14 protein-coding genes and 1 tRNA gene are annotated in these 21,909 nt (G+C 64.9%); 10 read left to right on the top strand and 5 right to left on the bottom strand.

Going from position 1 to position 21,909, the window contains the following annotated elements:
* Nucleotides 1-35: 35 nt before the first annotated feature.
* Together mfd and HT136_RS04585 are read left to right on the top strand one after the other, a co-directional pair.
* Complete coding sequence (gene mfd / locus HT136_RS04590; RefSeq protein WP_214198303.1) at nucleotides 36-3,536, top strand: transcription-repair coupling factor; 3,501 nt, start codon at nucleotides 36-38, stop codon at nucleotides 3,534-3,536.
* Nucleotides 3,537-3,645: 109 nt separating this feature from the next.
* Nucleotides 3,646-5,205, top strand: coding sequence for a S10 family peptidase (locus HT136_RS04585; RefSeq protein ID WP_214198301.1), 1,560 nt, complete (start codon nucleotides 3,646-3,648; stop codon nucleotides 5,203-5,205).
* A gap of 37 nt (nucleotides 5,206-5,242) precedes the next feature.
* Here the strand turns inward: HT136_RS04585 and HT136_RS04580 are convergent, their stop codons facing one another.
* Nucleotides 5,243-6,580: a GGDEF domain-containing phosphodiesterase gene (locus HT136_RS04580; RefSeq protein WP_214198294.1), complete on the bottom strand. Its 1,338-nt coding sequence runs from the start codon at nucleotides 6,578-6,580 to the stop codon at nucleotides 5,243-5,245.
* 144 nt (nucleotides 6,581-6,724) lie between these two features.
* On the opposite strand from HT136_RS04580, the gene HT136_RS04575 reads away from it, so the two are divergent.
* From HT136_RS04575 to HT136_RS04560, 4 genes are all read left to right on the top strand, one after another.
* Nucleotides 6,725-7,534: an NAD kinase gene (locus HT136_RS04575; protein WP_214198293.1), complete on the top strand. Its 810-nt coding sequence runs from the start codon at nucleotides 6,725-6,727 to the stop codon at nucleotides 7,532-7,534.
* Nucleotides 7,535-7,667: 133 nt separating this feature from the next.
* Nucleotides 7,668-7,742: transfer RNA gene (locus HT136_RS04570), tRNA-Asn, on the top strand.
* A gap of 162 nt (nucleotides 7,743-7,904) precedes the next feature.
* Complete coding sequence (locus tag HT136_RS04565; RefSeq protein WP_214198291.1) at nucleotides 7,905-9,062, top strand: tyrosine-type recombinase/integrase; 1,158 nt, start codon at nucleotides 7,905-7,907, stop codon at nucleotides 9,060-9,062.
* 309 nt (nucleotides 9,063-9,371) lie between these two features.
* A complete protein-coding gene (locus HT136_RS04560; protein WP_246543333.1) occupies nucleotides 9,372-10,802 on the top strand; it encodes a mechanosensitive ion channel domain-containing protein in 1,431 nt (476 codons plus the stop codon).
* A 374-nt stretch (nucleotides 10,803-11,176) separates the two neighbouring features.
* Here the strand turns inward: HT136_RS04560 and HT136_RS04555 are convergent, their stop codons facing one another.
* The 4 genes from HT136_RS04555 to HT136_RS04535 all read right to left on the bottom strand — a co-directional run bounded on the left by HT136_RS04555 (nucleotide 11,177) and on the right by HT136_RS04535 (nucleotide 18,639).
* The gene (locus HT136_RS04555; RefSeq protein WP_214198284.1) at nucleotides 11,177-13,036 is read right to left on the bottom strand and encodes an acetyl-CoA hydrolase/transferase C-terminal domain-containing protein; all 1,860 of its coding nucleotides are present in this window, start codon (nucleotides 13,034-13,036) and stop codon (nucleotides 11,177-11,179) included.
* Entirely contained in the window at nucleotides 13,033-15,009 is a 1,977-nt protein-coding gene (locus tag HT136_RS26580; protein WP_343222104.1) for a 3-hydroxyacyl-CoA dehydrogenase NAD-binding domain-containing protein, read from the bottom strand. Before HT136_RS26580 ends, HT136_RS04555 begins: the two co-directional genes overlap by 4 nt.
* 112 nt (nucleotides 15,010-15,121) lie before the next feature.
* Nucleotides 15,122-16,357: an acetyl-CoA C-acetyltransferase gene (locus tag HT136_RS04540; protein ID WP_343222107.1), complete on the bottom strand. Its 1,236-nt coding sequence runs from the start codon at nucleotides 16,355-16,357 to the stop codon at nucleotides 15,122-15,124.
* A 23-nt stretch (nucleotides 16,358-16,380) separates the two neighbouring features.
* Complete coding sequence (locus HT136_RS04535; protein ID WP_214198278.1) at nucleotides 16,381-18,639, bottom strand: acyl-CoA dehydrogenase; 2,259 nt, start codon at nucleotides 18,637-18,639, stop codon at nucleotides 16,381-16,383.
* On the opposite strand from HT136_RS04535, the gene HT136_RS04530 reads away from it, so the two are divergent.
* From HT136_RS04530 to HT136_RS04515, 4 genes are all read left to right on the top strand, one after another.
* Nucleotides 18,638-19,033, top strand: a complete 396-nt coding sequence (locus HT136_RS04530) for a hypothetical protein (RefSeq protein WP_214198276.1) — start codon at nucleotides 18,638-18,640, stop codon at nucleotides 19,031-19,033. The two genes, HT136_RS04535 and HT136_RS04530, sit on opposite strands and share 2 nt — an antisense overlap.
* 99 nt (nucleotides 19,034-19,132) lie before the next feature.
* Nucleotides 19,133-19,429 (top strand): hypothetical protein, encoded by a 297-nt coding sequence (locus tag HT136_RS04525; RefSeq protein ID WP_214198275.1) that lies wholly within the window; start codon nucleotides 19,133-19,135, stop codon nucleotides 19,427-19,429.
* A gap of 45 nt (nucleotides 19,430-19,474) precedes the next feature.
* Entirely contained in the window at nucleotides 19,475-20,749 is a 1,275-nt protein-coding gene (locus HT136_RS04520) for a cation:proton antiporter (protein ID WP_214198273.1), read from the top strand.
* Nucleotides 20,750-20,754: 5 nt separating this feature from the next.
* Nucleotides 20,755-21,900, top strand: a complete 1,146-nt coding sequence (locus HT136_RS04515) for an AI-2E family transporter (protein WP_214198263.1) — start codon at nucleotides 20,755-20,757, stop codon at nucleotides 21,898-21,900.
* Nucleotides 21,901-21,909 lie beyond the last annotated feature (9 nt).

Here is a 21,909-nt window from a genome sequence, read left to right as displayed (position 1 = left end):
CGTGGCCGCCTCACCAACCGCCAGCGATCCGAGCCATGACCGACTTTTCCCGCATCCTTTCCGCCACTTCGCCGCTGACGCTGGCCTCCGTCACGCGCGGCGCCCAGCCGCTGGTTATGGCCGACCTCGCGCGCGCCGCCGCCATTGCCACCAAGCCCGGCCGCGCGATCTTCGTCGCCGACAACGAGGCGAGCATGAGCGCGCTGGCCGAGGCCGCGCGCTTCTTCGCGCCCGAGCTGGAGGTAATCGAGTTCCCCTCTTGGGACTGCCTGCCCTATGACCGCGCGAGCCCGGCGCTCTCGGTCAGCGCGCGGCGTCTTGCCGCGCTCCACCGGTTGCAGGCCCCGCGCCCCAAGGCCGCGAGCGCGCCGCAGCTGGTGGTCACCACCACCAACGCCCTGCTCCAGCGCGCGCTGACGCCGTTCCGCATTCGCGAATCGGTCAAACTGCTCAAGCCGGGCATGGAGATTGGCCACGAAAGCCTGATCACCCTCTTGCGCCGCCAGGGCTACCAGCGCACGGACACCGCGATCGACGCAGGCGAATTCGCGGTGCGCGGCTCGATCTTCGACATCGTGCCCTCGGGTCTCGATGCGGGCCTGAGGCTCGACTTCTTCGGCGACGAGCTGGAGACGCTGCGCCTCTTCGACACCAATACCCAGCGCTCGACCGGCACGATTGCCGAGCATCTCCTCGTCCCCGCCAGCGAGGCGCTGGTCGACGAGGCCAGCATCAAGCGCTTCCGAACGCGCTACCGCGAAATGTTCGGCGCCAACGCCACCTCCGACCCGCTCTACCAGGCGGTCAGCGAAGGGCGGCGACTTGCCGGCATGGAGCACTGGCTGCCGCTCTTCGAGGAACGGCTGGTCACGCTCTTCGACCACCTCGCACCCCAGGACGTGATGGTCTTCGACAGCGCCGCGATGGGCGCGGCCGAGGAGCGCTTCGGCGACATCGCCGACTACCACAAGGCCCGGCTCGACACCTCGGGCCAGAAGGCGGGCTCCTACCGCCCCTTGGCGATGGATGCACTCTACCTCGGCCAGGATGAGTTCGCCGAACTTGTCGCCGCACAGCCCGCGCACAAGGCCGATCCCTTCTCCCAGCCCGAAAGCGCCAGGGTCATCGACTTCGGCTTCGGCAACGCGCGCGACTTCACGCCCGAGCGCGCCCGGGGCGACAACGCCTACGAAGCCGCCGCGAAGCATTTCCAGGCGATCGGCAAACAGGGGCGCAAGCCGATCCTCGCGGCCTACTCCACCGGCAGCCGCGCACGCCTCGTCTCGATCCTGGGCGAGGCCTCGGACAACGAGCCGCGCCTGGCCGAGACCTGGCAGGAAGCGCTCGGCATGGCGGTCCAGGGGCGCGCCGCCGCGCTCGTCCTCCCGCTCGAGACCGGCTTCTCGAGCGAGGCGCTCGAAGTCGTCACCGAGCAGGACATCCTGGGTGACCGTCTGGTCCGGCGCAAGAAGCGCAAGAAGGACGCCGACGCGTTCATGGCCGAGCTGGCCGCGCTGACGCCGGGCGACCTCATCGTCCACATGGACCACGGCATCGGGCGTTACGAGGGCCTTCAGTCGATCCCGGTCGGCCAGAGCCCCCACGACTGCGTGATGCTGACCTACCATGGCGGCGACAAGCTCTACATCCCGGTCGAGAACCTCGACGTCCTCTCGCGCTACGGCAGCGAGGCCGAAGGTGTCCAGCTCGACAAGCTCGGCGGCGAGGCCTGGCAGAAGCGCCGTGCGCGCCTCAAGGAACGCATCCGCGAAATCGCGGGCGAGCTGATGAAGACGGCGGCCGAGCGCGCGCTGCGCCGCGCGCCCGAACTGCTTCCCGACGAATCCGCCTTCAACCAGTTCGTCGATCGTTTCCCCTGGCAGGAAACCGAAGACCAGGAGCACGCGATTGCCGATGTGCTCGAGGACCTGGGCTCGGGCAAGCCGATGGACCGCCTCGTGTGCGGCGACGTCGGCTTCGGCAAGACCGAGGTTGCGCTGCGCGCCGCGTTCGTCGCGGCCATGGCCGGGCAGCAGGTCGCCGTCGTCGCGCCCACGACCCTGCTCGCGCGCCAGCACTATTCGGGCTTTGCCGAGCGGTTCGCCGGCTTCCCGCTCGAAGTCGGGCGCCTCTCGCGCCTCGTCCCCGAAAAGGAGGCGCGCACCACCCGCGAGGGCCTTGCCAGCGGCACCGTCGACGTCGTCTGCGGCACCCACGCGATCCTGGCCAAGTCGGTCGAATTCAAGCGTCTTGGCCTCGTCATTGTCGACGAGGAGCAGCGCTTCGGGGTCAACCACAAGGAAAAGCTCAAGCAGCTGCGCGCCGACGTCCACGTGCTGACGCTCACTGCCACGCCGATCCCGCGCACGCTGCAGATGGCGATGTCGGGCCTGCGCGAACTCTCCACCATCCAGACCCCGCCGGTCGACCGCCTCGCGGTGCGCACCTACGTCATGGAGTGGGACGACATGGTGATGCGCGAAGCGCTGCTGCGCGAACACCACCGCGGCGGGCAGAGCTTCATCGTGGTCCCCCGGATCTCGGACATGGCCGAAACCGAGGCCTGGCTCGCCAAGCACGTGCCCGAGGTCAAGGTGATTTCCGCCCACGGCCAGATGTCGGCCAGCGAAGTGGAAGAGCGCATGAGCGCCTTCTACGAAGGCAAGTACGAGGTGCTGCTCAGCACCACCATCGTCGAGAGCGGGATCGACATTCCGCGCGCCAACACGATCATCATCCACCGCGCCGACCGCTTCGGCCTGGCCCAGCTCTACCAGCTGCGCGGGCGCGTGGGACGCTCCAAGCTGCGCGCCTACGCCTATCTTACCACGCCCGCCGGGCAGGCGCTCACCGAAGTCTCGGAAAAGCGCCTCAAGGTGCTGGGTGACCTCGACAGCCTGGGCGCGGGCTTCCAGCTTGCCAGCCATGACCTCGACATTCGCGGCGCGGGAAACCTGCTTGGCGACGAGCAGTCGGGCCACATCCGCGAGGTCGGCTTCGAGCTCTACCAGTCGATGCTGGAAGACGCCATCATGGCCGCGCGCGCGGGCGGCGTGGGCCTGGAAAAGGACACCTCGGGCCTTTCGCCGCAGATCACCGTCGATGCGCCGATCATGATCCCGGACGACTACGTCCCCGACCTGGCCGTGCGCATGGCGCTTTACCGCCGCCTCAACGATGCGGAGAGCAAGGACGAAGTGGAGTCCCTGTCGGCCGAGATGATCGACCGCTTCGGCCCCCTGCCCGACGCGACCGCCAACCTCGTCCAGCTCATCCAGATCAAGCGCCAGGCGATCGAGGCGCACATCGCCAAGATCGACGTCGGGCCGCGCGGCACGCTCGTCAGCTTCCACAACGACCACTTCCCCAACCCCATGGGCCTCGTCGCCTATGCCGATCGTCTCAAGGGCGTGATCAAGCTGAGACCCGACAACAAGCTGGTGCTCCAGCGCGTCTGGGGCGACCCCAAGTCGCGCCTCAACGGGTTGCTCCAGCTGACCAAGGGCCTGGCCGGAGTGGCGCGCAAGGCCGGGTGATTTTCCCGACAGAAAATCACCCGCGCAAGATACAATATATCCTTGCCTTGTTACGAGCGCTTCCCCAATGTGAGCCAGTGGGTCACACAAGACATTGACAGGGAAGACAATGAGAAAATTTACGACGCTCGCCGCCGTATCGGTGCTTGCGCTCGCACAGCCCGTGCTCGCGCAGAAGGGCGATGCCCCCGACGCCGCCAAGGAACATGAAAAAAGCGTGGCCGAGGACGTCGCCAAGGGCTGGGCCAGCGCTCCGGTCGAGGAAGTGGCCAAAACCGCCAAGGGCTCGGTCACCGTCGACGGCAAATCGATCGCCTACACCGCCACGGCCGGCACGCTGACCATCCGCGACGCCAAGGGCAAGCCGACCGCGAGCATCTTCTACACCGCCTATACCGCGCCCGGTAAGCACCGCCCGGTCACTTTCTTCTACAACGGTGGTCCCGGCTCGGCGAGCCTCTGGCTGCGCATGGGCAGCTTCGCGCCGACCAAGGTGACCACCACCGATCCGGTCGCCGTCGCGCCCGCGCCCTACGACGTGCGCCCCAACCCCGACAGCCTGATCGGCTCGACCGACATGGTCTTCCTCGACGCGCCGGGCTCGGGCTATTCGCGCGCGCTGGGCGACACCGACCCCCAGAGCTTCTACGGCGTCGACCAGGACGTCGGCGCCTTCGCCGATGCGATCCAGCGCTACATCACCAAGAACGGCCGGTGGGGCGATCCCAAGTACATCTTCGGCGAGAGCTACGGCACGACGCGCTCGGGCGCTCTCGCCGAGGAGATGGAAGATCGCGGCATGGCCCTGAACGGCGTGATGCTGCTGTCCTCGATCATGAACTACGGCATCCGCCAGTCGGGCTTCGATGCGATCTACATCGGCTACCTGCCCAGCTACGCGGCAACCGCCTGGTACCACAACAAGATCGCCGACCGCCCCGCCTCGCTGCCCGAATTCGTCGAGCAGGCCCGCCAGTTCGCCAACGGCGCCTACGCGACGGCGCTGTCCAAGGGTCAGGACCTCTCGCCCGCCGAGGAAGACGCGGTCGCGCGGCAGATGAGCCACTTCACCGGCCTCTCGGTGGACTACCTCAAGGACGCGAACCTGCGCGTCGATCTCAGCCGCTTCCGCAAGGAACTGATGCGCGGGGAACGCGAGACGCTGGGCCGCTTCGATTCGCGCTATCTGGGCACCGATGCCGACGCGGCGGGTGAAGGTCCCGAGTACGATCCCTCGAGCACGGGCATCACCGGGCTCTATATCTCCAGCTTCCTCGACCAGCTCCACTCCACCTTCGGCTACGACACCGACCTCACCTACCGGCGCAGCGCGCGCGAGGGTGGCAAGGTCGATTGGGACTGGTCGCACAAGGCGCCGGGATACGGCTATTCGAGCCAGCAGAACCTCGTCGACGTGACCGCCGACCTCAGCCGGGCCATGCGCACCAATCCGTATCTGCGTGTGCTCTCGCTCAACGGCTACTACGACATGGCGACGCCGTTCCACTCGACCGAGCGCGATCTCAAGCACATGATGCTGCCCGAGAAACTGCGCCCCAACCTCGAATTCAAGTACTACGAGGCCGGGCACATGATCTACCTGAACCCCGAGGCGCTCCACCAGATGCGCCTCGATCTCCAGCGCTTCTACGCGGACGGCGCCCGCTAAGCGCCGCTCATCGCAACAGCCGCGCGCGGACCGGGGCTCAGGCCTTCTCGGCCTCGGTCCGCGCCAGCTTGTCGAACAACGCCACGCTCATCGGCTGGGCGCGCAGGAAGCCCTGGTAGGTCAGGCACTGCTCGCGCGCGGCGGCATCGCGCTGCTCGACGCTCTCGATCCCTTCCGCGATCACCTCGAGATCGAGCGCCTGCGCCATCGCCACGATCGCGCGCAGCACGGCAAGGTCGCGCTTGTCCGAGGTGATCCCCTCGATCATCGAGCGGTCGAGCTTGATGTAGTGGATCGGCAGCACCTTCAGGTACCGGAAATTGCAGAACCCCGCGCCGAAGTCGTCGAGCGCGATGCGAATGCCCTGCGCCGAGAATTCCGCCATGATCTGTGCCGCGCGCGTGACGTCGGCGATCAGCGACTGCTCGGTGATCTCGAGCGTCAGCTGGCGCAGCGGGAAACCGCTCTCGCCCACGATGTCGAGCATCTGGCGGGTGTAGCTGTCGAAGGCCAGGTCCTCTGGCGTGACGTTGATCGATAGCCGCAAGTGCCCCGGCCAGTCACGCGCCGCCCACAGCGCCTTGCGCGCGATGTGGCGCGAGAGCGGCCCCACGTGGTCCGCGCGCTCGGCAAGGTTGAACAGCGCCCCCGCCCCGATCCGGCCGAGCTGGGGATGGTCCCAACGCGCCAGCGCCTCGGCCCCGGTCAACGTGTCGTCTGCAAGGCTGAACTGCGGCTGGAAGAGTACCTCGATCTCGTCGCGATCGATCGCGCCGAGAAGATCCGCCTCGAGCTGCGCGGTCGAGATGCCCGGCACGATCGCCTCCCCGTCCGCCCAGACGAGGCGCGCGCCCTGCTGCTCGCTGGCCGTCTGCATCGCGGCGCCAAGCCGCTCGAGCATCGATTCGACCGCCTCCCCGGTCAGCGTGCGCACGAGCGCGAAGCGCGGCGAGAGGTGCAGCATCCCCGAAGGCACCGCAATCGGGCGCGAGAGAAGGTCGGCCAACTGGTCCGCGATCAGTTGCCAGCGCTCGCGGCTGCAGGTGATGTTGGCAACAAGCACGAAACTGCCACCGCCCGCACGCGCCAGGACCCAGGGCGCATCGAGTTCCTCGTTGGCGAAATGGCCGACGCGCGCCGCCACTTCCTCGAGCGCGCCATCACCCGCTGCCGGGCCATAAGCCATGTTGATCGCATCGAGGCGTTTGAGATTGACGAGCATCGCATGGACATGGACAGGCGCCAGCTTTTCGGCCGCGTCGCTCGACCACTGGGCCATGCGCTCGTGCACGAGTTCCACGCCCGCGATGCCGGACAGCCGGTCCTCGAGCCGCCTGGCAAAGTCCCCAGGTCGTTCTGGCTGCGTCACGCTCATCGTTACTCCTTATTCCAAACCCCTTGCCAAACCGTTCAAAATTTACCAGCCCAATCGCCCCCGCCCGAATGGCTGTCCCGTTCGGGTACACTATTGCACACAACGAGTTCCGGCGCCCGGTGCCGGATTGGAGCGCGAAAAGCGATGAGCGAACTGGCCAGACCCGACGGATCGGACGCGCAGTCCTTGCGCCTTGCCCTGATCCTGTCGGACAGCGCTCCCGCGCAGATGCGCGGCGAGGAACTGCGCCAGGCGCACCCCTGGGTCACGCCCGAGGAGGCCGACATCATCGTCGTCGTTGGCGGAGACGGGTTCATGCTCCATGTCCTGCATGAAATGCTCGACCGGGGCATTTCCAAGCCCTGCTATGGCATCAACCTGGGTACAGTGGGCTTCCTCATGAACTCGATGCACGGCGATGCCACGATCGCCCAGCGCATCCAGGAAGCCCGGCGCATCCCCTTCAACCCCTTGCGCATGCAGGCCACCACCCAGTCCGGCGAAGAATTCAGCTATTGGGCGATCAACGAGGTCTCACTGCTGCGCGAGACGCGCCAGACCGCCAAGATCGAAATCCGTATCAACGGACGCGTGCGCATGGGCGAACTGGCCGGCGACGGCATCCTGCTCGCCACCCCGGTGGGGTCGACCGCCTACAATCTCTCCGCCAACGGGCCGATCCTCCCGCTCGGCTGCCGCATGCTGGCGCTGACCCCGATCAGCCCGTTCCGGCCGCGCCGCTGGAAGGGCGCGATCCTGCCCGAGAGCGCCGACGTCGAATTTCGTATCCGCGAGCCCGGCAAGCGCCCGGTCGCGGCCGTTGCCGACCAGAAGGAAGTGCGCGACGTGCGCACGGTGCGCGTCGCCACCTCGCGCGAGCGCGAACTGACCCTCCTGTTCGACCCCGGTTTCACGCTCGAGGAACGCATTTTCGCCGAGCAGTTCCAGGTCTGAACCGCGCAATTGCGAGCCTCCCAAAGGCCCCGTGAAAAAAATTCGAAATTTCTTCGCGTACAGGGTTGCCAACCCAAAACCCCCTGCGTATAGGCGCACTCCTGCCGCGGCGGTGGAAACACTGACTGGCTGCTCCCCGATAGCTCAGCGGTAGAGCCCTCGACTGTTAATCGAGTTGTCGTAGGTTCGAATCCTACTCGGGGAGCCACTTTCCTTTCCCCGGACGTTCACGAACGTCCGGGAAAGTCCCTCAAAACCTAGACATTTTGCCTCGCAAGCGTCCGCTCGCGTCCTTCCCTTTTCGCCCGTTTTGCGCTATGAGCGGGGGACGGAATGGGGGAACGAATTTCAGGCAAATGTTCGAATCTCGATGGGCAAACTGACACAGGCACATATCCGGGCGGCGCTGAGCAAGCCTGGACGGCACCATGACGGTGACGGGCTGATCCTGTTCGTTCGCGAATCCGGTCAGGCGAGCTGGGTCGCCCGCATTCAGCAAGGCGGCGCGCGCCGAGAGTTCGGTTTAGGCGGCCTAAAGGCTGTTGGGCTCAGGGAAGCACGCGAAAAGGCCATGCTCGTAAAAGCAGCCCTCGTGGCCGGGCGCGATCCACACCTTGAGCTGAAGCCACCTAAAGAGATGACGCGTACCTTCCGGGAAGCTGCACTAGGCTTTCTCGACGCCAAGTCCGCAGATGCAAAAATTTCCGATGCAAAGTACAAGCAAAACCTATCGCAGCTAAAGGCCTACGCCTTCCCCACGCTTGGCAAGCTTCAGGTGCAAAGCATCGACGCGGACGCCATTGCCACTTGCCTTCGTCCGATCTGGAGCACCAAGCCCGAAACGGCTCGCAAAGTTCGCAGCCTCATAATTCGCACACTGCGCTTTGCCCGGCCCGATGGCGCCTTGTTTATCGGCACACTGGGTCCAGCAGTTGCCGACCGTTTGCCTGCGCAGCCCAAGCGGGGGAACTTCGATGCGATGCCATACGCCGAATTACCCGCACTCATGGCTCGTCTAACCGACAAGGGAGGCATGGGCGCACTAGCCTTGCGAGCGGTCATCCTGACCGCCGCTCGTAGCGGCGAGGTACGCGGTGCGACCTGGAACGAGATGGATCTCGAAGCTGCAATCTGGACGGTCCCGGCTGAACGCATGAAGGCGCGCCGCATGCATCGCGTTCCGCTATCTCCTGAAGCGGTTGCGCTATTGCGCAAGGCGGCTTCGAAAAGGAGCCCAGAGACCGATCTGATTTTTCCATCTGCCAGTGGGAAAGCATTGAGCGACATGACGCTGACCAAGGCGCTTCGTGACATGAAGGTCCTCTTCACGGTACATGGTTTCCGCTCGACATTTCGTGATTGGGCTGCGGAACAGACGAACTTTCCCGGTGAAGTGGCCGAAGCGGCCCTTGCCCACACGGTACCCAAGGCCGTCGAGGCCGCCTATCGCCGTACTGACTTTTTCGATAAGCGCCGAGAATTGATGAATGAGTGGGCAGCGTTCGCGGCGTCGGTCCGCCGCACGTGAGCCTCCCCCCCTTGCAGACGCTCCCGAAAACCTACGGGGCAGGACCGGTCCCGACGCTATGCGCCATTTAGTACGCGCTTTTGCTCCCCCAGGCCCACCCGCCTTCTTCCTCGCGCATGAGCGAGACCAGATCGTCAGTCGGCTGTCTGGTTCAGAGGGCCATGCCGAATATCCGGCTGGATGGCGCACCCGCAAAGCAACCGAGAGAAACTAGGCTTCCTGTTGCAGACGAAGGGGCGTCCCTGCGATTGACACGGATGCCTCGCCGCCGCCATCGTCGCCCCCCACAGGATGAGGCTGAGGGACAAAATGGGCGAGGCAGCAGCAAGGCAGACTATAAACACTCCCTCCTTTCGCTGCGCGTTAGCGGCGGCGTTGCTTGCTCTGCCGTTTCTCTTCGCCATGCCAGCTACTCCGGCCGCCGCCGTGCTTTCAGAAGCTATCTCGCAGCCACAGGCCGAAACCAGCCCTGCGCCGGCCCAGACTATCGGTGATACCAGCGAAGCAGGCTCCGACGAGCGCATTGCCCGGCGAATCGAAGGTATCTTCTCTGCCGTGCCCGCCCTGCGAAATGTGCGCGTCTCGGTCCGGCAGGGGGTCGTCGTGCTGGATGGCACCGTCGCCGCACCCGAGGACATCGGTCGGGCCGAGCAGATCGCCTCGCGCATCGTCGGTGTGGTGACGGTAGAGAACGGCGTGGAGCGCAAGGTCTCGGTGGAGGACAGCGTCCAGTCACTCGGAGGCTTCTCCGGCAAGCTGGCTAATTTCGTAACGATAATGCCCCTGATCGGCGCTGCCCTGGCCGTCGCGCTGCTGGTCGCACTTGCTGGATACGGGCTGGCTGCATCTACTTGGCTATGGCGGCGTCTGGTCCCGAGCTCGTTCCTCACCGAACTTATCGCCAGCGCTATTCGCTTCGTGTTCGTGATCGGCGGTCTAGCCATCGCGCTGCAAATGATCGGCGCGGGCGGCCTTCTGGGCGCGGTGCTTGGCGGCGCAGGGATAGTCGGCATCGCGCTGGGCTTTGCCATGCGTGACATGATCGAAAACTACGTCGCTTCGGTCATGCTCTCGGTACGACAGCCCTTCCGGGCGAACGACTGGATCGTCATCGACCATTACGAGGGCCGCGTGATCCGCCTGACCAGCCGCGCCACAATCCTGATGACGCTCGACGGCAACCAGTTGCGCATCCCGAACAGCACTGTGTTCAAGGCGGTGATCCTCAACTACACGCGCAATCCTGAGCGCCGCTTCGATTTCGAACTCGGCATCAATGCCGATGCCGATCCGACCGTAGCGCGGCATCTGGGCGTCAATGCACTGCGACAACTCGGCTTCGTCCTGAAAAATCCGCCACCATCCGCGCGCATCGAACAAGTGGGTGACTCCAACGTCGTCGTCAAGTTCTTGGGTTGGATCGACCAGACCGAGACAGACTGGTACAAGGCCCGCAGCCGAGCCATTCCTGCCGTAAAAAACGCTCTCGAAACTGCCGGCTTCGCCCTGCCCGAACCGATCTACCGCCTGCGCTTCGACCAGAATTCACCGCTACCGCTGCTCAATGTCACGGATGTGTTGCCCCCGGACGCCGAGCGCTCTGATGTTGCCATGGCGGTTGAAGACGCAGAGGACCACGTCGCGCCGGACGAGGTGATTGCCGAAATGGTCGAAAAGGAACGCCTCCATGCGCCAGAAGCGGAAAAGGATTTGCTCGATTCCCGGCGCCCCGTGGAATAGCTTGCCTCCCCCGCGCCTAGTCGGCCTTTACACGTTCACCTTAAGAATTGTCCGCCCTAGACAGATCGATCTCGTAGCGAGGACGAGGGGGCAGCTTCGGGGCTAGGCTCAAGAAAGGCCGAGCAAAGACAATCGACAGCCATGCCACGCGGATCGTCGTCGGCGGACATCGCCGCGTGTCGCTGCGAGCCTCCGCAATCCTTTATCATTCGGAACGGCTTTGATGATGCGACCGCCCCCCGACGGCATTGATGTGCGAAGGTGGGTGTGGAACGATCCACACAGGAGAGCGGTCATGTCGGAGATTGTCACGGCCGGGCTCGGATCGGTTCTGATCTGAACGAAATACTCAGGTTTCCGGATCGAGCTATCACTCAGCCGCGACTCGACCGGCCCGCCCTTCTCCAGGCTCCCGCCAAGAGCAGCCTGTAGAAGCGGTCCGGTAGGCCGCTGTCGATCCCGAGGCATTGCAACGCGTCCCGTTCAGCCCGATCGAAGCGATGGCCCACCCCGACAAGGATCAACCTTCCCAGCGCCCGTTTCGAAACGCCCGCCTGCTTGAGCACTGCCAGCCCCTTAAGCGCGGTCTGCTCGGCCGGGGTGAAATCGCTGCCGAACGGAAAGGCGCGAAACAGGCCCCGTTCGCGTGGCCCGGCGAGTATTTCTCCGAGCCGTTCGGGCGTGTTTCCACGCCAGGTCTCGACGCCAATCACTTGCCTCTTGCCCGACGCTTTAGCCTGTTTCGCGAGATCATCGGCGAAACGGGCATCCGCGATCGCGGTCATGCGCGCGATGCAATCGGCGTCGCTCGCACCCTTGATCCGGGCCACGCCGTATTCGGTCACGACAATGTCGCGCATGTGGCGCGGTATCGTGGTCCGCTCGAGGTTCCACACAATGTTCGAATGAGTCCTGCCATTCTTGGTGCGCGTGGCATTCAGCATCAAGATCGAACTTGCCCCCCGCAGCGCGATCGCCTGCTCGACGAAATCGTGCTGGCCGCCAACGCCACTCACCACGCGGCCGTCGCCCAGCGTGTCAGACTGCACCGCGCCGAACAGGTCCGCCTTCATCACGTTGTTGACGAAACGGGCATGAACGCGGTCGGCGCGCTTGTGCGCCTCATCGCCGTAGAGGGCATTGGTGAAGGACACCGGGGTCATGTCGAAGTCCGCCCGGCGGCTTTCCGGCATCGCCCGAAGCCGCGCATAGAAATCGCGCGAGCCGACGAAGAAGGTCGCATGAAGCACCGCCCCTGAATGGGAACGCCGCTTGAGAATCCCGGCGTCATAAAGTTCGAGGAAACCATCCACGAACATTTCACTGGCGCCATAGAGCCCCTCCTCGAACGGCGCCGTCTCGCGAGGTTCGTCAGTCAGCGCGGCAATCAGGCGGCGGAAGAGAGCATTCTCTCGCTGGCGCAGGATCAATGCGTAAGTCACGGCATCGCCCAGCGAACCGATACCGATCTGCAGGGTACCGCCGTCCTTGACGAGGCTCGCGACATGCAGCCCCGCCACATATTCGGCCGTCGTCACCGGTCTGCGCGGCGCCGCGAAGATGGGGAACTCCACCGCAGGATCATCGAGCACCGCATCGAAGCGTGCCGGATCGATCTCGGCGCTGCCCGGCATGAACGGCAGGTCCCGGTTGACCTGCGCCACGAACAGAAACGGCACGCCGCCTGCTCGGCGGGCTTCCATCTCGGGCAGGATGTCAAGTGTGACATCGGGGTTTCCAGACAGGCTGTAGCGTGGCTGCGGCCCGCTTTCGTCGATCGCGACCATCTGCGCCAGCAGGTTGATCGGCCGCGCCATGATCACATCGCGCGCGGCAGCGCTGTAATTCACGCTGACGTAGTTCTGCTGCGCCTGCGGGATCGACAGCCATGCCCCGGAATTGAGGAAAAATTCGGTGACGCGCACATTCGCCGGCAATGACTGGCGCCGCAGGTCTTTTGCATAGTCGAGTTCCACGTATCCATCGAAGTGCCGGTCCGCGAACGACTTCATGAAGCGCGCTTCCAGTTCCGAGGACGCCTGCGGGCGCTCCAGTGTCAGCGCGGTCAGCACATGCAGCGCCAGCGCACTGTCCTCGCACGCCATGGCGTAGAGCGCATTGGCAACGTGCGTGGCCTTGCCGATGCCGAGCGGCAAGGCCATCCGCAGATCGTGCCCCAGTTCTCCGACGATCCACCGCGCAAGCCCGGCGGGACTGGAGAAGCGGCGGGTCAAGCTTCCGCCTTCTGCCGCCACCAGCGGCTCGGTTCGAAACGGGCGCCGTGCACCGCGGCCAGCTTGTCCAGCGTCGCCAGCACGTTCCCACGACCGCGCTCCTGCGCGTAGTGCATCGGCCCGCCGCGGAACGGGGCGAAGCCGGTTCCGAAGATCATGGCCGCATCGGCACTGTCCGCATCGGCAACGACACCTTCTTCCAGCGCGGCCGCCACCGCGTCCACCATCGGCAGGATCAGCCGGTCCTGCATGGCTTCATCGGGGTCGTGACGAAGTTTGTCCTTCTTCGGCTTGCCGTCTGCATCGTAGGCATAGAGCCCCTGCCCGGTCTTGCGGCCGAATTCTCCGTTGGCGACCTTGGCGCGCAACCATTCGGGAATCCGTGGCATGGGACGGTCAAGGTTCTCAGCGAGCGATTCGGCAACGGCAAGGCAGATGTCGAGCCCGACCTGATCCGCCAGCTCAACCGGCCCGACCGGCATCCCGAATGCTTCCGCGGCAGCATCGATGCGTTCGGGTTGCTCCCGCTCGTCGATCATCAGCAGGGCCTCGCCGAGGTAGGGCATGAGCGCACGGTTGACGAGGAATCCAGGCGCGGCCTTCACTGGCAACGGCAGCTTGCCGATGTCGGCAACGAAGCGCAGAGCCCGCGTATGGGTGGTCTCATCAACACCGTCGTGGCACACCACCTCGATCAGGTCGAGGCGGGAGACGGGATTGAAGAAATGGATGCCCACGAAACGCCCCGGCCGCGCCAGCCCGCTCGTCAGCTCGGCGATATCGAGGCTGGAGGTGTTGGTGGCAATGATCGCATCGCGCCGCGCCTCGCTTTCCAGCCGCGCGTAGATCGCTCCTTTGAGCGAGACGTTCTCTGGCGCGGCCTCGATTACCAGGTCCGCTTGTCGAAGGCCGTCGCCGTGAGGATCGGGGATGAAGCGATCCTTCGCGCGAAGGGCCTCGGGGTCATGAAGCTTGCGATCGGCCAGCCGGTGCATTCCTGCAACGGCGCGCCCCAGCGATTGCGGTTCCGGGTCCTCTATCGTGACATGCATACCTTTAAACGCGCACCATGCACCGATCTGCGCCCCCATGTTGCCGGCACCGACGATGTGGACCCGCTCGATTCCAGAGCCGCCCTTGCCGTTGCCCTTGAGCGTCTCGCGCAGGAAGAAGTTGCGTATGAGATTCTGGGTAATCGGCATCGGCAGCAGTCGCGCGAACGAAGCGCGTTCGGCCCGCAGCATGTCGGGCTGCGATCCGCCGTGCTTTTCCCAAAGGTCGATCAGCGACTGCGGCGCAGGATAGTGCCTTGCCGGTGCACGCTTTTCGGTTTCGCTGCGCATCTGACGCGCTGCCGCCTTACGGGCGGGAAGCAGATTGAGCGCGTCCCCGATTCGGCCTGCGCCGTGCCGTTCCATGCGCCTGCTGGCAGCTTCGTCGATGGCCCGGCCGATATTGCGCTCCGCCACCACTGCATCGACGATACCCAGCGCGCTAGCCTTGCCCGCCGTGACGGTCTTGCCGGTGAGCATCAACTTCATCGCCTCCAACGGCTGGATCCGATGCGAGAGGCGCGCGGTCCCGCCGAGACCGGGATGCAGGCCCACGAGGACTTCGGGGAATCCGAATTTCGCATCATCGCCGCGATGATCCGGTCGCAGGCTAGAGCCAGTTCGAGTCCCCCGCCAACGCAAGTGCCATGCACCACCGCGACTGTCGTGGCATCGAGCGCGGCAATACGGTCGATGACTGCATTCGCCTCCTCGACCCGAGCGGCGATGTCTGCCTCCTGCGATAGACCGCGAAACTGCGAGAGATCCGCGCCGGCCGCAAACCCCGATGGCTTGGCCGATCGGAACACCACCGCCTTCCAGCGCCCTTTCGCTGCTTCGTCCAGCAGCGTGCCGAGTTCGCGGAAGACCTCTTCGTTGAAGGTGTTGGTCGACACCCCTTCGCGGTCGAGCACCAGCCACAGCCGGTCGCCTTCCTCATGGCGGATCCAGTGGGTCCCACGCGTGCCGGCAACACCGGTGCTCGGTTCGGGGCTAAGGAAGGCCTTTACGCTTTTCGTCTTTCCCGTCTTCATCATGCGACCTCCACCAGCATGGCCCCGCCCTGACCGCCACCGATGCATTCAGTGGCGATGCCGCGCCGCCCACCGGTGCGGCGCAGCGCATTGACGAGATGCAGCACGATGCGTGCTCCGCTCGTGCCCACAGGGTGGCCGAGACTGACCGCACCGCCGTCGATATTGAGCCGGGCGCGATCGATCGTCCCGATCGGAGCGTCCAGTCCAAGCACGTCGCGGCAGAACGCGGGATCGGCGAAGGCTTCGAGGCAGGCCAGAACCTGCGCCGCGAACGCCTCGTTCAATTCCCACAGGTCGATGTCGTCCAGCGCAAGCCCGGCACGGGTCATCAGCGGGGCAGTTGCCAGCACCGGCCCGAGCCCCATGACCCTCGGATCGAGCGCGGCCCATTCGCTGTCGAGGATCGTCGCGATCGGCGTCAGCTGGTGCCGGGCGACCGCTTCGCCGGACGCGAGGATCATCCAGCACGCCCCGTCGGTGATCTGGCTGGCATTGCCTGCGGTGACGTTGCCGTAAGGCTCGAAAACCGCCTTGAGCTTGCCGAGTGCTTCGATCGAACTGTCCGCCCGCACCCCGTCGTCGTGATCGTAGACGGTCCCGTCGGGGGCGAACATCAGCTCGACCTCCCCCTCGAGCCAGCCTTCCTGCTGGGCCTGCGCCAGCCTGCGGTGGCTTTCCAGGGCATAGTCGTCGGCCTGCCAGCGAGTGATGTTGAAGCGGAACGCCAGTTCCTCCGCCGTCTGCCCCATCGACAGTCCGGAAACAGGATCGGTCAGTCCCTGCTTGAGGCCCACCTCCGGGGACAGGAAGGCCAGCTCGAAGTGCGAAAGCGCCTTGATCGTTTCGCCTGCGCTGCGCGCCTGCTGAAATTCGCCAAGCCACCCGGCCGCCTCGTCGGCAAGGACGAGCGGCGCGCGGCTGAGCGCTTCGGTCCCGCCCGCCAGCACGAGATCCATATCGCCATGGGCGATGGCGCGAAAGGCATCGTCGAGCGACTGCATTCCGGACCCGCAGTTGCGGTGCACTGTCCAGGCGGGCATGGCGTCTCCGCAACCCAGCCGCAGCGCGGCAACACGGCCAACGTTCATTTCCCCGGCAATCTGGTTCGCGCAGCCCAGCACGACCTGATCGAACGCATCGGGAGCGAACGGCTGGCGTATGAGCAGCGGCCTGCCGCATTGCACGGCCAGGTCGGCGGGACTGAAGGGCCCCGGCTTACCCCGGGCCTTGATGAAGGGCGTGCGCGCGCCGTCGATTACATGGACGGGACGGGCTTGCGATCGGGTTGACCGGACGATGGGACCTGCTCCTCTCTCGTGTGGCTGTAGCCGGCAAGGATGCCGTTGAGTTCCTCGGGATCGAAATCATCGACCGCGACGATCCTGGCGACGGCATCCTGCGCCGCGGCCAGTGCGGAGTGTTCCGCATCGTTGAGCGCCTCGTCGCCGAGCTTCCTGCGCCTGTCGCGCAAGGGCTGGGTCTTCTCCACGAGATCGAGGGCGGTCTCGAGCTGAGACAAAGGCGCGCCGGGCGGGCCTTCATGGACGCCGCAGGCAATCCGGTCACGCTGCTCCCCGCTCTTCAGCAAAGCGTCGGCGCAGGCGAAGATGCATTCGTCGGTGGGTCCGCGCGGGTGGCTGCGGAAGGGCAGCGTCATCATGCGCAGAACCTTGTCGAGGACCGGGACCGGGAAGTTCACGAAAATGGCGTCGAAACGGTCCTCGATCCGGCAGAAACCGGTCTCGCATGCCCACTCGACCAACGGCAGATCCTCTTCGAGGCTCCCGTCGTCCTGCCAGCGCTTGAGCACCGCGCTGAGCAGATAAAGTTCAGCCAGGATATCGCCGTAACGAGCCGAGATAGCTTCCTTGCGCTTGAGGCCGCCGCCGATGGCAATCAGCGCTCCTTCGGCCGCCGTGGCCAGTGCCGCGCTGTAACGCGACATCTGCTTGTAGTAGCGCCGGACAGGTCCGGCCCTCGGTGCCCCGGCAAAGCTCCCACCGCTCCAGGCTGACGTCATCGAGCGGGCCAGATTGCCCATGATGTGCGCGGCGTGTTTCCACACCACATCATCGAACGCGGCCAGGGCATCGCCGCCTTCGGCGCCCAGCGCCGCCATCTCGTCGATCAGATAGGGATGGTCGCGCGTCGCTCCCTGACCGAAGATGATCAGGCTGCGGGTCACGATGTTGGCTCCTTCGACCGTAATCCCGACAGGGACCGAGCGATAGACGCCGCCAAACCAGTTGAGCGGTCCATCGATGATGGTCTTGCCGCCATGCACATCCATCGTATCGTTCACGGCCTCACGCATGCGGTCGGTAGCGTGATATTTCATGATCGCCGAAACGATCGAGGGATGATGGCCATGGTCGATCCCGGCGCAGGTGAAGCGCCTTGCCGCCTCGAGGGTGTAAGCGGTACCCGCCAGCCGGCCGAGCCGCTCCTTCACGCCTTCGAACTTGCCGACGGGGATACCGAACTGCTCGCGCACACGGGCATAGGCACCTGTCGTCCGCGCCCCGAGACAGGCAGCTGCAGTGGCCAGGGAGGGCAGCGAAATACCTCGTCCGGCCGCAAGCGCTGCCATCAGCATCTTCCAGCCCTGCCCGATCTGCGTCTCGCCGCCGATGATCGCGTCGATCGGCACGAACACGTCCTTTCCGGCGACCGGGCCATTCTGGAACACCTGCATCGCCGGCAGATGGCGGCGGCCATGATGCAGGTTCGGCGTGTCGGTGGGAACGAGCGCCACGGTGATCCCGCGCTCGACCTCGTCCGAAAGCAGATGATCGGGATCGCGCAGCTTGAACGCGAGGCCCAATACGGTCGCGACCGGGGCCAGCGTGATATAGCGCTTGGCGAAAGTCAGGCTGATGCCGAGCACTTCGCGGCCATTGATCGTCCGCCTGCATACGGTGCCGGTATCGACCATCGACGAGGCATCGGAGCCAGCCTCCTCGCTGGTCAGCGCGAAGCACGGGACTTCGCGGCCGTCGGCCAGCCGGGGCAGCCACCGCTCCTTCTGCGTGTCAGTACCGAACTGCAGCAGCAATTCGCCCGGCCCGAGAGAATTGGGCACCATGACCGTGACCGCAGCGGTGACCGATCGCGTCGATATGCGCTTAACGACCTCGCTGTGCGCATAGGCGCTGAAGCCAAGCCCTCCGTGTTCGCGGGGAATAATCATCCCGAAGAATTTCTCGCGTTTAAGGAAATCCCAGATATCAGGCGCCAGGTCCATGTCGACGGCCGTGATCTTCCAGTCGTCGAGGCGGTCGCACAGTTCGGCCACCGGACCGTCGAGGAATGCCTGCTCCTCGGCAGTGAACGCGGGCGGCGCCATGGCCTGGAGGGCCTCCCAGTCAGGTGCGCCGGAAAACAGCTGGGCATCCCACCAGGTGTCCCCTGCCTCCATGGCCTCGCGTTCGGTGGAGGAAAGCGAGGGCAGGCTCTCCCGGGCCCATCGGAAGATGGGGCGCGTTGCAAGGTGTATTCGCAGGCCTTTCAACATGATCTTCTCCGCTGCCTGGCGATCCTGTGGTCGTCACAAAGGTAATGGGCAGGGCCGTGCAAAAGTTCCGAGAGGCAGCGTCGGGCCGGTCGTCAGGAACCATTCCGGGCCGTCGGGGCTTGAATCATCGAGATCAGGCTTTGAAAGAAGTATTGTTATGGACATGTGGATTTTGCCCGCGATCTTCGCGGTTTTCACCGTTGTCTGTCTGCTCGCGGGAATCTGGCTGCTGCTTCACTTGACGGCGCTCGCAGCATTCTTTCGCGGCAAGGCCGATGTCGTGCCGTCCTCCAAGCCGCCGATCGCCCCGCGCAGTACGGTGGTCATTGCCTTATGCCTGTTTGGCGTAGGCCTTGCCGGTGTCCTCGCCACACAGGTCATCGCGATCGCTTGAGTTTTGCGGGCAACGCGCCCGGCCGGGCCGGGTTGATCCGCCGACATCGGCCGCCATTTCATCGGCACGGCCCCACCGCGGACCCGGGAGAAACGAACCATGAAGCACATCACTGCATTTTTCAGCACGCGCGAAACGGCAGACTTCGCGAGCGAGCACCTCCTCCAGCAGCACGGGGTCGAGCGGTCCGACATTTTCCTCGAACCGGCGAGACCTGCGAACAGCGAAGGGCAACTGCCTTTCGGCGGCGATCATGCCGATGGCAGACCGGATACCGGGACACGGACCGATGGCGCACTGATGGCCTCAATCAAGCTGTCCGTGGACACGGACGAGGACCGCGCCGACGAGATCCGAACGCTGCTGGTATCGGCCGAGGCCCGGCTGGCGCGCTAGCCAGGCAATCGGCGGACGACAGGCGGGCCTCTCGACGATTTATCCATGAACACCGATATCCTTCTTCTGGGCTGCGGGCTTCTGGTGATGCTGGTCGCCTGGCTGCCGCTGGCCTTGCGCCGGCTGCCTCTGTCCTTGCCGATGACATGCCTGGGGCTGGGAGTGGCCGCCGGAGCCTCCGGGGCGTTTCCCCTGCATTACGGCGCTCTGTTCACCAGCGATATCTTCACCTCCTGCGCCGAGGTCGCCTTGGTGATCGCGCTGCTGGGGGCCGGCCTCAAGATCGATCGTATGCTGGGTTGGAAGCGGTGGAACACGGCCTGGCGGCTGATCGGCATCGGGATGCCCCTGATGGCCCTGCTGACAGCAGAGGCCTTCGTCTTTGCCGAAGGGGCGGCAATGCCCTTTGCCATCCTTTTGGCCGGAATTCTCAGTCCCACAGACCCGGTGCTTGCCTCGTCAGTGTCCGTCGGACCGCCGGGATCGGGGGGCGAAGGCGAGGTCCGCTTCGGATTGACCGCAGAAGCCGGCCTCAACGATGGTCTCGCGTTTCCCATCGTGCTGCTGGGACTGGCACTTATGGGGAACGAGCCCGTCGGCGCTGGCTGGCTCGCACAGCATTTCATCCTGCAGGTCGCCGTTTCCCTTGCCATAGGATGGCTGGTTGGCCACGCGACCGGCTGGTTCGCCTTCCGTCTGAAGCATTTGCCGCTGTCGGGCGCCGCCAGCGGCCTGGTTGCGATCGGCGTGGCTGTCACGGCATTCTCGCTGACCGAGCTCGGCGGCGGATTTGGCTTCATCGCGGTCTTCGTGACACCCCTCGCCTTGCGGGCCACATGCCCCTCGGACCCATTCCACAGGGCCATGACCGACTTCACCGAACAAATCGAGCGGCTGGTGGCGATGGCCGTCATATTCCTGTTCGGCATGGCGGTCCCAAACGGTTTGCTGGCTTCCGTATCATGGCGCGAGATCGCTATTGCCGCGAGCCTTCTGCTGGTTGCCAGACCGGCTGCGGTGATACTGGCGATGATCGGCTCCCCCCTTCCCGCAAAAGGGCGGCTGGCCGCCGCGTTCCTTGGCATCCGCGGCATCGCGACGCTGTACTATCTGGCCATGACCTCGGCTATCTTGCTGCCGGACTACCGCAGCGCACACGTGCTGGCGGCGCTGACCGTGCTGATGTCGATAGTCCTCTTCGGCCTGATCTCGGGGCCGATGATGAGGCGGATCGACCTTGCGAGATCAAGAGCCATCGAAGAAAGCCGCTTCCCTGAGCTCATGGCGCTGCCCGGACCCACACAGCGTGGGGCCGGATAGAAATCATGAAATCTCCCCGGAACAATCCCGCCCCGCAAGGAACCCATGCCGGCCTGCCGGGCTCAAACTATACGGCGCAGGATGGCGGCCGGGGAAGGCACCGAATCTTCACCGAAAGGCTCATGATCATTGTCATCTTCGTGGTTGCCCTGTGGCTGATGTGGTCCGTCCGCACACTTGTCGTGGACATCATCGGTGCAGTCGCCGGGGCTGTGCTGCTGAGGGCAATGGCCGATCCGATCAGCGCCCGGACGGGCCTGAGCCCGCGCCTCGCGGTGACACTGTCGGTGGTCATCCTGCTTATTCTCGCCGGAAGTGCACTCTGGTTGTTCGGGTCGACCCTCAGTGCGCAATTCACGCATCTGGACAAGGCCATTCCCCAAGCCTGGCGCAGCCTGCGCGAGCAGATTGCCCTGTTGCCCTTCGGACAAGAGCTGCTGAGTTCGCTGACGGACGCGCTCGATTTCACGGGCATCGTTCCCCGACTTGTCTCGGTATTCGGCAGCGCCGCGACAACTCTGGTGCTTATCCCGGTGGGTGCCGTGTTTCTCGCAGCCCAGCCCGCGCTCTACACGCATGGGCTGGTCACACTCTTCCCTTGCCGCCAGCGGCCCATGGTGACCGACGCCCTGCACGATTCGGGGCGAGCGCTACGGCTGTGGCTGCTGGGACAGCTGATATCGATGGTGGCCGTCGGCCTGCTGACCGGCGTCGGCCTGTGGCTAGCAGGCGTGCCTTCGGCGGTTGCACTGGGCTTGATTTCGGGGCTGGCCGAAGGCGTGCCGTATCTGGGACCTATCATCGGCGCCGTGCCGGGCCTGCTGCTGGCGCTCATCCACGGGCCCGAAACAGCCTTGTGGGCCATGGGCATCTATGTCGGCGTGCAGCAAATTGAAGGCAACACGCTCGTTCCGATAATCCATCGCGAACTCGTCAGCTTGCCCCCCGCGCTTACGTTATTCTGGATCGTGGCCGCCGGCGCAGTTTTCGGGATCATCGGGATGGTGTTTGCGACGCCAATCCTGGTAGTACTCTTTGTTCTCGTCAAACGGCTCTACGTCCGCGGCATGCTGGATACGGATACATCGATACCCGGAGAAACCCCGGAACAGGCCGGCACCGGCCAAAATGCGTCCTCCGGCTCCCCATGATCGCGGCAG

The organism is Novosphingobium profundi (assembly GCF_018491765.1).
Lineage (GTDB): Bacteria > Pseudomonadota > Alphaproteobacteria > Sphingomonadales > Sphingomonadaceae > Novosphingobium > Novosphingobium profundi.
The sequence above is the reverse complement of the archived record's forward strand: the minus strand, read 5'-3'. Positions and strand labels throughout refer to the sequence as shown.